Origin of the sequence: Krasilnikovia sp. MM14-A1004 (assembly GCF_047159485.1) — a bacterium.
GTDB lineage: Bacteria > Actinomycetota > Actinomycetes > Mycobacteriales > Micromonosporaceae > Actinoplanes.
The window spans coordinates 2,475,750-2,488,338 of record NZ_AP038773.1; the positions used below are offsets into that span (position 1 = coordinate 2,475,750).

12 protein-coding genes are annotated in these 12,589 nt (G+C 72.7%); 6 read left to right on the plus strand and 6 right to left on the minus strand.

Going from position 1 to position 12,589, the window contains the following annotated elements:
* Positions 1-75 precede the first annotated feature (75 nt).
* The 4 genes from ACMCNN_RS11340 to ACMCNN_RS11355 all read right to left on the minus strand — a co-directional run bounded on the left by ACMCNN_RS11340 (position 76) and on the right by ACMCNN_RS11355 (position 3,946).
* Entirely contained in the window at positions 76-1,299 is a 1,224-nt protein-coding gene (locus tag ACMCNN_RS11340) for an RNA polymerase sigma factor (RefSeq protein WP_412746136.1), read from the minus strand.
* Positions 1,300-1,330: 31 nt separating this feature from the next.
* Positions 1,331-1,702 (minus strand): YciI family protein, encoded by a 372-nt coding sequence (locus tag ACMCNN_RS11345; RefSeq protein ID WP_412746137.1) that lies wholly within the window; start codon positions 1,700-1,702, stop codon positions 1,331-1,333.
* A 106-nt stretch (positions 1,703-1,808) separates the two neighbouring features.
* Complete coding sequence (locus tag ACMCNN_RS11350; protein WP_412746138.1) at positions 1,809-2,228, minus strand: PLD nuclease N-terminal domain-containing protein; 420 nt, start codon at positions 2,226-2,228, stop codon at positions 1,809-1,811.
* 119 nt (positions 2,229-2,347) lie between these two features.
* On the minus strand, positions 2,348-3,946 hold the full coding sequence (locus ACMCNN_RS11355; RefSeq protein ID WP_412746139.1) for a diguanylate cyclase: 1,599 nt from the start codon (positions 3,944-3,946) through the stop codon (positions 2,348-2,350).
* A 226-nt stretch (positions 3,947-4,172) separates the two neighbouring features.
* Here ACMCNN_RS11355 and ACMCNN_RS11360 point away from each other — a divergent pair, with 226 nt between their 5' ends.
* From ACMCNN_RS11360 to ACMCNN_RS11385, 6 genes are all read left to right on the plus strand, one after another.
* Complete coding sequence (locus ACMCNN_RS11360) at positions 4,173-5,084, plus strand: diiron oxygenase (protein WP_412746140.1); 912 nt, start codon at positions 4,173-4,175, stop codon at positions 5,082-5,084.
* Positions 5,077-5,874, plus strand: coding sequence for a tryptophan 2,3-dioxygenase (locus ACMCNN_RS11365; RefSeq protein WP_412746141.1), 798 nt, complete (start codon positions 5,077-5,079; stop codon positions 5,872-5,874). The genes ACMCNN_RS11360 and ACMCNN_RS11365 overlap by 8 nt, the downstream gene beginning before the upstream one ends.
* The gene (locus ACMCNN_RS11370) at positions 5,871-6,665 is read left to right on the plus strand and encodes an SDR family NAD(P)-dependent oxidoreductase (RefSeq protein WP_412746142.1); all 795 of its coding nucleotides are present in this window, start codon (positions 5,871-5,873) and stop codon (positions 6,663-6,665) included. Before ACMCNN_RS11365 ends, ACMCNN_RS11370 begins: the two co-directional genes overlap by 4 nt.
* Positions 6,665-7,903: an aminotransferase class I/II-fold pyridoxal phosphate-dependent enzyme gene (locus ACMCNN_RS11375; protein WP_412746143.1), complete on the plus strand. Its 1,239-nt coding sequence runs from the start codon at positions 6,665-6,667 to the stop codon at positions 7,901-7,903. Before ACMCNN_RS11370 ends, ACMCNN_RS11375 begins: the two co-directional genes overlap by 1 nt.
* 46 nt (positions 7,904-7,949) lie before the next feature.
* Complete coding sequence (locus ACMCNN_RS11380) at positions 7,950-8,765, plus strand: DUF1206 domain-containing protein (RefSeq protein WP_412746144.1); 816 nt, start codon at positions 7,950-7,952, stop codon at positions 8,763-8,765.
* Between the two features lie 158 nt (positions 8,766-8,923).
* Positions 8,924-10,342 carry an amidase gene (locus tag ACMCNN_RS11385; protein ID WP_412746145.1) on the plus strand — a complete coding sequence of 473 codons (1,419 nt, stop codon included), beginning with the start codon at positions 8,924-8,926 and terminating at the stop codon, positions 10,340-10,342.
* Between the two features lie 19 nt (positions 10,343-10,361).
* On the opposite strand, the gene ACMCNN_RS11390 is transcribed toward ACMCNN_RS11385, so the two are convergent.
* Positions 10,362-10,904 (minus strand): hypothetical protein, encoded by a 543-nt coding sequence (locus tag ACMCNN_RS11390; RefSeq protein ID WP_412746146.1) that lies wholly within the window; start codon positions 10,902-10,904, stop codon positions 10,362-10,364.
* A 51-nt stretch (positions 10,905-10,955) separates the two neighbouring features.
* On the minus strand, positions 10,956-12,542 hold the full coding sequence (locus ACMCNN_RS11395) for a diguanylate cyclase (protein WP_412746147.1): 1,587 nt from the start codon (positions 12,540-12,542) through the stop codon (positions 10,956-10,958).
* Between the last annotated feature and the right edge of the window lie 47 nt (positions 12,543-12,589).

Consider the following 12,589-nt stretch of genomic DNA (forward strand, 5'->3'; position numbering starts at 1 on the left):
GTCTCGTTCGCGTGCCGACATGATCACGGCGGACCTTTCGGTGCGCTGTGGGTGAGCGTCCCGGGTGGCCGGGGGTCAGCCGAGCGCGGCCGCCTTGCGCAGCAGCACGGAGCGTTCGCGCTGGTTGGCGCAGAGCCGGGCGGCCAGCTCCAGCTCGGCGCGCGCTTCCGGGCGCCGTCCGAGCCGGGCCAGCAGTTCTCCGCGTACGGTCGGGACCAGGTGCGAACCGGGGAGCCGGTCCGCGGCGACCAGCTCGTCGACGATGGCCAGGGCCTGCTCCGGGCCGCAGGCCATGGCGACGGCGACGGCGCGGTTCAGCTCGACCACCGGCGAGGGCGCGACCCGGCCGAGTGCCTCGTAGAGCACGACGATCCGGTCCCAGTCGGTCGCCTCGACCGAGGGCGCCTCCGCGTGGGTGGCGGCGATCGCGGCCTGCAATCCGTACGGGCCGAGGCCGCGCGCCGATGCCCTGGCCAGCGCATCCAGCCCGCGGTGGATTGCCGAGATGTCCCATCGCCGCCGGTCCTGGTCCTCAAGCAGGATCGGCGAGCCGTCCGGGGCGGTCCGGGCCGGGAACCGCGCGGCCGTCAGCTCGCACAGGGCCAGCAGGCCGTGCACCTCCGGCTCGTCCGGCTGCAGCGCGGCGAGCGTGCGGGCCAGCCGGATCGCCTCGTACGCGACCCCGGGGCGCAGCAGCCGGTCACCCGAGGTGGCCGTCGACCCCTCGGTGAAGATCACGTAGAGGACGCTGAGCACGCCGCCCAGCCGTTCCCGGCGCTCGGCGGCCGGCGGCAGCGCGAACGGCACCCCGGCCGCCGCGATCGTCTTCTTGGCCCGGGTGATGCGGGCCTGCACGGTCGGCACGGGTACCAGGAACGCGCGGGCGATCTCCTCGCTGGTCAGGCCGCCGACCACGCGCAGGGTCAGCGCCACCCGGGCCCCGGGGGAGAGCACGGGGTGGCAACTGATGAACATGAGCGCCAGCACGTCGTCGTCGATCCGGTCGGGATCGACGTCCTCGTCGACCGGCGGGGCGGCCGAGTCGGCTGCCAGCAGGGCGTACCGGTCCTGCAGGGCGGTCCGGCGGCGGATCGCGTCGATCGCGCGCCGCCGGGCCGTCGCCATCAGCCAGCCGGCCGGATTCGCCGGGGCGGCCAATGGCCATGACGCCAGCGCCTCGGCCACCGCCTCCTGGGCCGCGTCCTCGGCCAGCCCGAAGTCGCCGGTGAACCGGGTCAGCGCGGCAACGATCCGCGCCGACTCGATCCGCCAGACGGCCTCGACGTCGGCCGTACCCATCAGATCTCGTGCCCGGTCCGGTCCTGGACGCTCACTCGCCGGCCTGCGGGACCTCGTCCTCGCCGGGCACCCGCCGGACCTCGATCTTGGAGCCCGCGGCCGCCGGGACCCGCTTGGCCCACTCGACCGCCTCCTGTTGCGAAGCCACATCGAGCAGGAAGAAGCCGCCGAACAGTTCCTTCGTCTCCCCGTACGGCCCGTCGGTGACCACCGGGGTCCCGCCGCTGAAGTCGACAACGACGCCCTTGGCCGGATCGTCCAGCCCCTCCGCCGCGAGCAGGACGCCGGCCCTGACTGTCTCCTCGATGAACCGGCGGGTCCTGGTCATCATCTCGTCGATGTCGGCCATCATGGCCGCGTTCGACTCGTCGGTGCCCCGCATGATCAACAGGTACTTCGGCATCGCAGTCTCCTCGTCCGGCCGGGGCCGCCTCTCGGCCCGCGCACCCGTACGTCGAACGAGCGGCCCGCGGATCGACACGGCCCCCGAGGAACTTACCGCGACCCTCCTACCCGACCGGCGAGGCGACGCCCTTGCCGAGGGCGTTGGCCTTCAGCTGCTCGAACTCGGTCGCGTTGATGGCGCCGGAGTCGAGCAGTGCCTTCGCCGACGCGATCTCGCCGGCTGCGCTGGCCTTGGACACATCCGATGCGGCGACCGACCGGATGTAGGCGTCCTGCTGCTTCTGCAGGTCGGCCTGGGCGGCGAGCGCGCGCTCGGTCATGCCGCTGCCGCGGGCGACCAGGTAGATCAACATGCCGAGGAACGGCACGAAGATGAGGCCCAGCGTCCACAGGGTCTTCGCCCCGCCGCCGATGTCCTTGCTCCGGAACAGGTCGCCAAAGATCCAGAACAGGCCCATGAACCACGCGAAGAAGACGAAGAACTCGAACATTGCCAGCAGGAACGAGCCATTGTTGTCGAACACGTAAGTACCCTTCCGGGTTGACGCCGACCGCGTCGGCGACACAGGGATCATCGTCCCTTCAGTGCATCGCGTGCCGGTCGTCCCGGCCTCATCCGCCAGGGGTTACTTCGGTGGGGCAGTCAGGGCACGTCGCAGTCGCGGTACGCGCGGGGCCGGCGTTCCGGCGGCAGGCCCGCGACGACGCGATTCCGCCCCTCGCGCTTCGCGACGTAGAGATTGCGGTCGGCCGTGGACATGGCGCCGGACGGACTCGGCGGCGAGGTCTCCCCGGCTCCGGCGACGCCCACGCTGACGGTGACCCTCCGGCCGCCGGTGATGCCCTGCCAGTCGTGGTCGCTGATGGCCTGCCGGATGCCGTCGAGCCGGGCGGCCGCGGCGGCGACCGGGGTGGCGGGCAGCACGAGCAGGAACTCCTCCCCACCGAGGCGGGCCACGAACCCGTCCGGGGCGACCCTCGCCAGGCCGTCCTCCAGCAGCTTCGCCACCTGTACGAGCACCTGGTCGCCGGTGTCGTGGGAGAGCTCGTCGTTGATCTTCTTGAAGTGGTCGATGTCGGTGATCGCCACGGTCAGGCCGGGGTCGGCGGCGATCAGCGCGGACAATTCCTCGTCGACGTAACGGCGGTTGCGCAGGCCGGTCAGGGGATCGCGGCGGGCCTCCTCGCGGAACCGCTCGGCCTCCGTGCGGGCCTCCGCGGTCTCGAACTCACCGTGCCGCGCCAGCACCTGAGCCTCCCGCGAGGCCGAACGCAGCCCCTCGCTGGCGGTCCGGAACGCCTTCTGCGCCGCGTACGCCGCGGCGAACTCGCCGCGCGCGGCATGCAGTTCGGCCTGCTCCTCCTGCACCCGTACCAGCAGGCCCTCATGGTCATACCGGGCGCACAGCTCCCGGCAGGCGTCCAGGCTGTCCTGAGCCCGGTCGGTGGCGCCGAGGCGGCGCTGGACCTGGGCCAGGCTGAGCAGGTAGTAGGGCAGGTCGTTGGCCTCGTCGACCTCCCCGGCGCCGTTGCGGGCGATGCAGGTCTGCAGGGTGCGCTCGGCCTCGGCGTACTCGCCGTTCGCGGACTGGATGTCGCCGATCGTGTGCAGGAGTCCGGGAACGAGCTCGATGCCGTGCGTCTCGGCGTGTTCCACCATGCGGCGGGCGACATGTCCCGCGCGTGCGAAGTCGCCGACCTCGTATTCGGCGTAGGCCCAGTTGTTGAGCAGAAGCATCAGCCGGTTCCACTCGCTCGCCTTCTGGGCGAGCTTCTCCGCCTGCTCGTACCGCAGCCGGGCCGCGGTCATGTCGCCGGTGAACGCCAGCGCGTCGGCCAGCGTGACGCGGTGGCTGATCTGGAGGACGGCCGGGGCGGTGTCGTCCAGCAGTTCCACCCCGCTCAGGGAGTGCTCCAGGAACTTGGCCGCATCACCGGAGATCCACCGCACGGTCGCCCAGACGATGTGGGTACGGGCCTGCAGCAGGCGGTCGCCGTGCCGGGCGGCCCACTCCATCACCTCATCGAGCTGCGGGTTCACCGCGAGGTCACCCATCCGCACGCGCATCGCCGCCTGCCAGAGACGGGCGCGCATCACCAGACGCTCGTCGCCCAGGGCCAGGGCCCGCTTCTCGTACGCGACCGCGTCGGCGTGGGCGTCCTCGGCGGCGCGGGTCCGGTCGACCTCCAGCGCCAGCAGGGCAGCGGACAGGTCCTCGGCACCCATCTCGATCTCGTCCACCGGTCCACCCCCAGCACTTCTCACCAGTCTCGCACCCGTGCCGGGTCTGTGATCGCGGCTCGCGAACTGCCCGTGCGGGCTGAACCCGGGCCGGATGCCGAACGTCGAACGCAACGTGGCGAAGCCCGTGGACCGACCTGACGAACCACATGCCGGCGGTGCTGACCTTGCCCGGTCCGCACCTAGCATCGATCCGTGTCGGTGCCGAGACGAGGAGGGCGATGCTGTGGACCCGTTCGCCGACTGGTACGACGCCGCCGGCGTGCGGGCCGGGATACGCCGGACCTTCGCCGACGAACGCGACCAGGGCAGGGTGTTCTTCCCGACGTCCCTCGTCCCCTATCTGGAGCATGACCTCGTACGCGAGCGTGCCCCGCACCAGCGCGAGACACTGACCGTCCGGCACCTCTACCAGTTCCTGCTGGCCACCACCCACCTGGAGACCCGCGTGGTCAACCGGGGTGCCGAACGCATCGCGAACAACCGGATCGGCGTACCGCTCGACGGGCAGCTGCGGATGGACGCGTTCAAGGTCTACTGCGACGAGGGCTACCACTCGCTGTACAGCCTGGACCTGGCGCGGCAGGTCGAGGCGGCCACCGGGATCGCCGTGCCCGACTGGGACTTCGGCGGATTCGCCGACCGGCTCGACGCGACCGCGGCCGCGCTGCTGCCCGGTGCCGAGGTGCTCGCCCAGCTGCTGCAGGTCGTGGTGTTCGAGACGCTGATCACGGCCGTGCTCAACGAGCTGCCCGCCGATCCGACGGTGCAGACGACCGTCCGCGACCTGGCCCGCGACCACGCGCGCGACGAGGGACGCCACCACCGCTACTTCGCCGGGTTCTTCCGGCACCTGTGGACCCATCTCGACACGCCGACCCGGGCGCGGGCGGCCGTCGCCCTGCCCGCGCTGATCGAGGACTGCCTGCGCTGGGACGGCGGACCGGTCCACCGGTCGCTGACCCTGGCCGGGCTCACCGCCGCCGAGGCCGACGTCGTGGTCCGCGACTGCTACGGCGGCACACCGCAGATGCGGCAGACCGCGTCGGCCACCGTACGGCTGTGCCGCTCCACCGGCGTGCTGGATCAGCCGGGCGCACGGGAGGCGTTCGCCGCCAAGGGCCTGATCGATGACTAGCCCGCCGGAGGTACGGCGCCGGCCCGAGCCGCAGGCGCCCGCCGGGTTCACCTACGGCGACTACCTGTGCCTTCCGCAGCTGCTCGACGCGCAGCATCCGCGGGCCGTGCCGGCCGTACACGACGAGTTGATGTTCATCGTCGCCCACCAGTCGGACGAGTTGTGGTTCCGGTTGTTACTGCACGAACTCGCCGCGGCGCGGGACGCCATGCTGGCCGGCGACGCGGAACGGCCGTGGGCGTTGCTGACCCGCTGCCACACCGTGGAACGCCTGATGCTGGCCCAGATCGACGTGCTGGACACCCTGCCGCCGGCCGCGTTCGCGCAGTTCCGGCCGGCGCTGGGGGGCGCGTCCGGCTTCCAGTCCGTCCAGTTCCGCGAGATCGAGTTCCTGTCCGGCTGGCCGGACGGGCGCTACCTCGCGGCCCGCATGTCGGCGCCGGAACGCGACCGCCTCCAGCGGCGGCTGGACGAGCCGACGCTGTGGGACGGCTTCCTGGCGGTGCTGGGGGCCGCGGGCCACGACGTGTCCGATCCGGAACGGCGTGCCGGCGTGCTGGTGGACCTGGCGCGGGCCGGATCGGACCCGCAGGGCCTGTGGCGGCTGGCCGAGGCGCTGCTCGACCACGACCAGTCCTGGTCGCTGTGGCGTGGCCGGCATGCGCTGCTCGTGGAGCGGCAGATCGGTGTCCAGCCGGGTACGGGTGGCAGCGCGGGGGCGAGCTACCTGCGCTCGCGTCGCGACCGACACTTCTACCCCGAACTGTGGGAGGTGCGCAGCCGGCTATGAGTGACAGGAACGTACTGATCACCGGCGGTTCCAGCGGCATCGGCCGGCACCTGGTCGAGCGCTTCGCCCGCGGCGGGGACACCGTCTGGTTCACCTACCTGCACGGCGCGGACCGGGCCGGGAGTCTGGTGAGGGAGCTGGCCGCGGACGGCGTCGTGGTGAACGCCTTCGCGTTCGGCCAGGGTGACTGGGACAGCCACCAGCGGCTGCTGCGGGAGCTACCCGGCCCGGTGGACGTCCTGGTCAACAACGCCGCGGTGGGCTCCGCCACGGTGGTCGACTACGAGCCCGGGGCGGCGCACCGGCGGTCGGCGGCGATGCTCCAGATCAACAGCGTCGGTCCGTTGTGGCTCACCCAGCAGCTGGTGCCCGGCATGCTGGACCGCGGCTACGGCAAGATCGTCAACGTGGCCAGCGTCGGCGGCGGCATCGCGTCCTTCCCCACCTTCGACCCCGCCGACGGCATGAGCAAGGCGGCGCTCGTGCACCTGAGCCGCCAGCTCGCCGTGGAGCTGGCGCACACGCCGGTGGATGTGTTCGCCGTCTGCCCCGGCGCCGTCGAGACGCCCATGCTCACCGCGAGCGTCCTGGGCCGGTTCGACGACGCCGCCCGGGCGACGTTCCTGGCCGCGCTGCCCAAGCAGCGGCTGATCCGGCCCGACGAGGTCGCCGACGTCGTCGCCTGGCTGTGCACCGATGCGGCGGCGATCCTGCACGGTGCGGTGCTGGACGCCTCGCTCGGACTGGGGCTCGCGCCGGGGATGTTCCAGCCCGAGCCGGCCGCGCACTGATGGTGTCGCAGCAGGCCACCCGGCTGATGGCCGGGACGCCGGTGATCGCCGCCGCCCACTTCACCGCCGAGGCCGACCCGCACGATCCGGTGTCCAATCCGGACGGCTATGTCAACGTGGGCACGGCCGAGAACCTCCTGGTGTGGGATCTGCTGTCGCCACGGCTGCGCGCCGCGCGCGGCGTGGCGGCCGCCGACATCCGGTACGCGCCGCTGCACGGCACCCCCGCGCTGCGGTCGCAGGTGGCCAGATTCCTGGGTCGCAGCGGCGCCCCGGTCGACCCCGAGGACCTGGTCGTGGTCAGCGGTGCGACGGCGGCGCTGGACATCATCGCGACGGTGCTGTGCGATCCGGGCGAGGCGCTGGCCGTGCCGGTGCCCTACTACGGCGCTCTCGACACGGACCTGACCGGTCGCTCCGGGGCGCGGATACTGCCGGTGCCGCCGCTCGCCGGGGCGTCGCTGCCCGACGCGGCGGCGGTCGCCGAGACGGTCCGGCAGGCGCGCGCCGCCGGCACCACCGTGCGCGCGTTGGTGCTCACGTCCCCGCACAACCCGCTCGGGCTGGTGTACCGCGAGACCGACCTGCGCGCGTTCGCCTCGGCCTGCGCGGCCCTCGACCTCGACCTGGTCGCCGACGAGGTGTACGCACACTGCGCGTTCACCGGCCCGGCCTTCGTCAGCGCCCGCGACGCGGCGTCGGACGTCCTGGATCCGCATCGCGTGCATGTGGTGTGGGGGTTCGCCAAGGACCTCGGCCTGCCCGGGCTCAAGGTCGGGGTGTTGCACACCCGCGATCCCCGGGTGCGCGCGGCGGCGCGGGAATTGGCGTACTTCGCGCCGGTCTCCACCGACACCCAGTGGCTGGTGACGGACCTGCTGGGTGCCGACGACTGGGTGGTTCGGTTCCTGACCACCGGCCGGGACCGGCTCGCCGCCTCGTACGCGGCGGCGGCCGGCCATCTCAGCGACGCGGGCGTGCCGTTCCTGCCGGCCGAGGCGGGTTTCTCCATCTGGACCGACCTGCGCGGCTGGCTGGACGCGGCGACGCCGGAGGCGGAACGCCTGCTGTGGCGGCGCCTGTTCGAGGCGGGCCGGATCAACCTGCTGCCGGGCGCGGTCTTCCACCACCCCGAACCCGGGTGGTTCCGGTTGTGCCACACCACGGATCCGGCGACGGTCGCCGAGGCGGTGGCCCGCCTGCGGCGCGTGCTGGGCGGGTCGCGCGCCGCCTCCTAGCACACAGCAGGTTTCGGGACCGGCGCCGCGGGTGACATCAATGGCCATGTCCACCACTGCACACGTGTCGCACACCGCACACCGCGCCGCCGACAGCACCACCGTGCAACGCCTGGCCCGCGGCGGCTTCGTCTGCTACGGGGTCGTCCACCTGCTGTTCGCCTGGGTGGCGCTGCGGGTCGCGTTCGGCCATCGGGCCCAGGAGGGCGACCAGCGTGGTGCGCTGCAGACCCTCGCCGCGCAGCCGCTGGGGAAGGCACTGGTGATCGTCGTCGTCGCCGGAATGGTGGCGCTGGCACTCTGGCAGGGACTGGCGGCGGCCACCGGGGAGAGCGGCGACCGGAACGGGGTCGCGGAACGCGTGGTCAGCGGGTGCCGCGCCGTCATCTATCTCTGGCTGGCGTGGACCGGTGTGATGGTCGTCCGGGGTGCGGGCGGCTCCTCGGCCGACAACCAGCAACGCGCCACGTCGCACCTGCTCAACGCCACCGGCGGCCGCTGGGTGGTCGGGCTCGTCGGTCTGGTCGTCGTCGGCGTCGGCCTGGGCCTTTTCGGATACGGCGTGAGCCGCAAGTTCGAGCGTCACCTCACCACGGGGCGGATGAGCGCGACGGTGCACCGGACGGTCCGGCGGTTCGGCGTCGGCGGGTATGTCGCCAAGGGTGTCGCGTACACCATCGCCGGTGTCCTGGTGATCGCCGCGGCCGTGACCTACGACCCGGACAAGGCGCGCGGGCTCGACGGCGCCCTGCGGACGCTGGCCGGGCAGAGCTGGGGGCCGTGGCTGTTGAGCCTCATCGCGCTCGGCTTCGCGGCGTTCGGCGTGTTCTGCTTCGCGCAGGCCCGCTATCGCCGGGTCTGACGGCTCGGAAGGTCCGCCCGAAAGGGAAGCGCCACCGTCGACGCCCAGCGTGCGCCGCTGCGCCGGTGGTCGTTCCATCGACACAAGGCTATGCATGGTGGCCGTCGAGTCCTATCGTTCCTGTCGTTTGCTGATTGCGCCGATGACAGGGGTCCCCGATGCCCGACGCCGCTCCCACCGGTCTCCTCGCCCAGGCCCGCGCGCTCGCCGACGGCAGCGTCACGTCACGCTCGTTGGTGGAGCGGGCACTGGAACGCATCGCGCAGACCCAGCCGACGCTCAACGCGTTCCGCCGGGTCCGGGGTGAGGCGGCACTGGCCGAGGCGGACGCCGCCGACCGGCGCCTCGCCTCCGGTGACCGGCTGCCGCTGCTCGGGGTGCCGGTCGCGGTCAAGGACGACATCGACGTCGCCGGGGAGGCGACGGCGTTCGGGTGCGGCGGCGAGTTCACGCTGAAGACGGTCGACGCCGAGGCGGTACGCCGGTTGCGCGCGGCCGGCGCCGTCGTGGTCGGCAAGACGAACACCTGCGAACTCGGGCAGTGGCCGTTCACCGAGGGAGCGGCGTTCGGTGCCACCCGCAACCCGTGGTCGCCCGCGCACACCCCCGGCGGTTCGTCCGGTGGCGCGGCGGCGGCGGTCGCGGCGGGTCTCGTACCCGCGGCACTGGGCTCCGACGGCGCGGGTTCGGTACGGATCCCGGCCGCGTGGACCCACCTGGTCGGGATCAAACCGCAACGCGGCCGGGTCTCCACCTGGCCCGACCCGGAGGCGTTCAACGGCCTCACCGGCTACGGCCCGCTGGCCCGTACGGTCGCCGACGCCGCCCTGCTGCTCGACGTGGCCGCCGGCAGCCACCCCGGCGACCGGCACCGCCCGTCGCCGGTGACGGTGCTGCCGGCCGCGGGACGCGATCCGGGCCGGTTGCGCATCGCGCTGTCGATGCGCAGCGCCTTCCACGGCGGGGTGCCCCGGCCGCTGGACCCGGCGGTACGGCGTGCCGTCACGGACGTCGCCGAGGTGCTCGCCCGGCTGGGCCACGACGTGGTCGAGGCGGATCCGCGCTACGGCCTGATCGGTCTGGCGTTCGTGCCGCGGGCGTCGGCCGGTGTCCGGGACTGGGCCAGCCGGATGCCGGACCAGACGTTGCTGGACCGGCGGACGCGGCACACCGTGCGGCAGGGCCGGATCCTCGGTGGACCGGTCCTGCGCCTGTCGCGGGCGGCGGAGTCACGCTCGCGCCGGCGGATCGGCGCGATCTTCACCCGGTTCGACGTGGTGCTGACCCCGACCACCGCCACCCCGCCGCCCCGGATCGGCGCCCACGCGGAACTGTCGAGCTGGGACACCGATCGGGCGATCATCGCGGCCTGTCCGTACGCCTGGCCGTGGAATGTCCTGGGGTGGCCGGGGGTCAATGTCCCGGCCGGCTTTACGGCGGACGGCCTGCCGGTCGGTGCGCAATTGCTGGGTCCGGCCGACAGCGAGCCGCTGCTCGTCTCGCTGGCCGCCCAGCTGGAGGACGACCAGCACTGGGCGCGGCTCTGGCCGGACGACGAGGCCGTCCGGCAGCGCTGAGTGCCCGCCGCCGCAGGCCTCAGGGGCCGCCCGGAAGGGTGATCCTGGTCAGCTCGTGCCCCGCAGCGTCGCGGGCGGACAGCTCGGGCGGCCGCGGCGACTCCCACACCACCAGCACGCGGCCGTGATACGGCACGAGCAGCCGGCGCCGGGCGTCGAGCACGACATCGGCGACGTCGCGGCCCACCAGCACCTCCGCGGACCGGATCCACCGTTCGCTCGGCCGGTCGATGTCCACGCGGGTCGATGAGCCACCGTCCACCCGAACCTCCCCAGCGGGCAACTCGTCCCTGGCCCGCGCGAACACGTCCGTCGACCACGGCTCCCCGCAGGTGCCACCACCGCCGCCCCGGTAGTGCCAGCCGTCATCGCGGCGGATCAGCAGATGGATCTCGTCCCAGAAGCAGCCCACCCCGCGGCGCACGAACCAGGTGCAGGCGACGTCACCGTCGACATCCACGGCGACCGGCGCGAACCGTCGACGCCGGCTCAGCGACACCGGCCGGTCGGGCAGCCCGTCCGCGATCAGTCGCCGGCTCTCGGCCTCGATGTCGTACGCCATCAGCGGACCCTATGCCCGGGTGCGCAGACCCGGCGCCTCAATTTCGGCCGGTCAGGCGACCTCGCGGTCGCGGTAGGCGCGGGGGAGCGGCTCGCGGGGGGTGCCCGTGACGACGCGGTTGCGTCCCTCGCGTTTGGCGGCGTAGAGGTTGCGGTCGGCGGTGGCCAGGGTGGCGGACTGGCTGGGCGGCGACGTCTCGCTGACACCTGCCACGCCGATGCTGACGGTGACGGGCAGACCCTCGGTGATGTCGTGCCAGTCGTGGCCGCCGATGGCCCGGCGGATGTCGTCGAGGATGGCGGTCGCGATGTCGACAGGGGTGGCGGGCAGGGCGAGGAGGAATTCCTCGCCGCCGAGGCGGGCGGCGAATCCAGCCGGGACGGCGGCGGTGAGGCCGGTTTCCAGCAGCTTGGCGACCTGGACGAGGACCTGGTCGCCGGTGTCGTGGGAGAGCTGGTCGTTGATGCGTTTGAAGTGGTCGATGTCGGCTATGGCGAGGCTCATGCCGGGGTCCCGGGCGATCAGGGCGGGCAGTTCCTCGTCGGCGTAGCGGCGGTTGTGCAGGCCGGTCAGGGGGTCGCGGCGGGCCTGCTCGCGGAACCGTTCGGCCTGTTCGCGGGCTTCGCTGGTCTCGAACATCGCCTGCCGGGCCTGCGCCTGGGCCTCCCGCTCCTGCGAACGGACGCTCTCGCGCGCGGCGATGAACTTCTTCAGCTCGGCGAACGCCGCGACGTGGTCACCGCGGTCGGCGTACAGGTCGGCCTGCTCCTCGTGTACCTCGACCAGCAGGGCCTGCAGCCCGAGTTCGGTGCACAGCTCACGGCACGCGTCGAGGCTCTCCTGGGCCCGGACCACGTCACCGAGTCCGCGCCGGGCACGGGCCAGCGTGAGCCGGTAGTAGACCAGGTCCGCGACGGCCTCCATCTGTCCCGCCTCGTACCGGGCGATGCACGTCAGCATCGTCTGCTCGGCCTCGGCGTACTCGCCGTTGGCGGCCTGGACCTCGCCGACCGTGTGCAGGGTCGGGGGATCGAGTTCGAGACCGTGCGCGTCGGCGTCCTTGATCATCCGGCTGATGACCTCGCGGGCCCGGACGACGTCGCCGCACTCGTACTCGTAGTGCGCCCAGTTGTTGTGCACGACGTTCAGCAGGTCCCACATCTGCGCCTTGCGGGCCAGTTCCTCGGCCTGCCGGTAGCGCAGCCGTGCCGCGTCCATCGCGCCGGTGTCGGCCAGCGCGTCGGCGAGCCGGGTGCGATGCCAGATCTGCATGAACACGGAGGCGGTCTCGTCGAGCAGTTCGATCGCGCTCACCGAGTGTTCCAGGCGTTTGGCGGCGTCACCGGAGAGCCGCTGGATCAGGGCGCACATCCCGTGGGCACGGGCCTCCAGCAGGCGATCGCCGTGGTCGGCGGCCCACTGCTGGATGTCGTAGACCTCCCGGGCGACGCCGCTGATCTCGCCGATCCGTACGCCCATGCTGGTCCGGCAGAGCCGCGCGCGCATGATCAGGCTCTCGTCGCCCAGCGCGGTGGCCTGCCGTTCGAGGTCGACGGCGGCGGCATGACCGGCGGCGGCGTCCGGGGTGAGCTGCTCCTCCATCGCCAGCAGAGCGGCCGACAATGCTTGCGCACCCACTGTGCCACCGTCCATCGGTCCACCCCCACCCGTCCCGTACGGCTTCC

Coding starts and splice junctions, on each gene's coding strand:
- ACMCNN_RS11380 (WP_412746144.1), top strand. CDS start 7,950: ATGTCCACCACTGCACACGTGTCGCACACCGCACACCGCGCCGCCGAC.
- ACMCNN_RS11370 (WP_412746142.1), top strand. CDS start 5,871: ATGAGTGACAGGAACGTACTGATCACCGGCGGTTCCAGCGGCATCGGC.
- ACMCNN_RS11385 (WP_412746145.1), top strand. CDS start 8,924: ATGCCCGACGCCGCTCCCACCGGTCTCCTCGCCCAGGCCCGCGCGCTC.
- ACMCNN_RS11340 (WP_412746136.1), bottom strand. CDS start 1,299: ATGGGTACGGCCGACGTCGAGGCCGTCTGGCGGATCGAGTCGGCGCGG.
- ACMCNN_RS11365 (WP_412746141.1), top strand. CDS start 5,077: ATGACTAGCCCGCCGGAGGTACGGCGCCGGCCCGAGCCGCAGGCGCCC.
- ACMCNN_RS11375 (WP_412746143.1), top strand. CDS start 6,665: ATGGTGTCGCAGCAGGCCACCCGGCTGATGGCCGGGACGCCGGTGATC.
- ACMCNN_RS11345 (WP_412746137.1), bottom strand. CDS start 1,702: ATGCCGAAGTACCTGTTGATCATGCGGGGCACCGACGAGTCGAACGCG.
- ACMCNN_RS11390 (WP_412746146.1), bottom strand. CDS start 10,904: ATGGCGTACGACATCGAGGCCGAGAGCCGGCGACTGATCGCGGACGGG.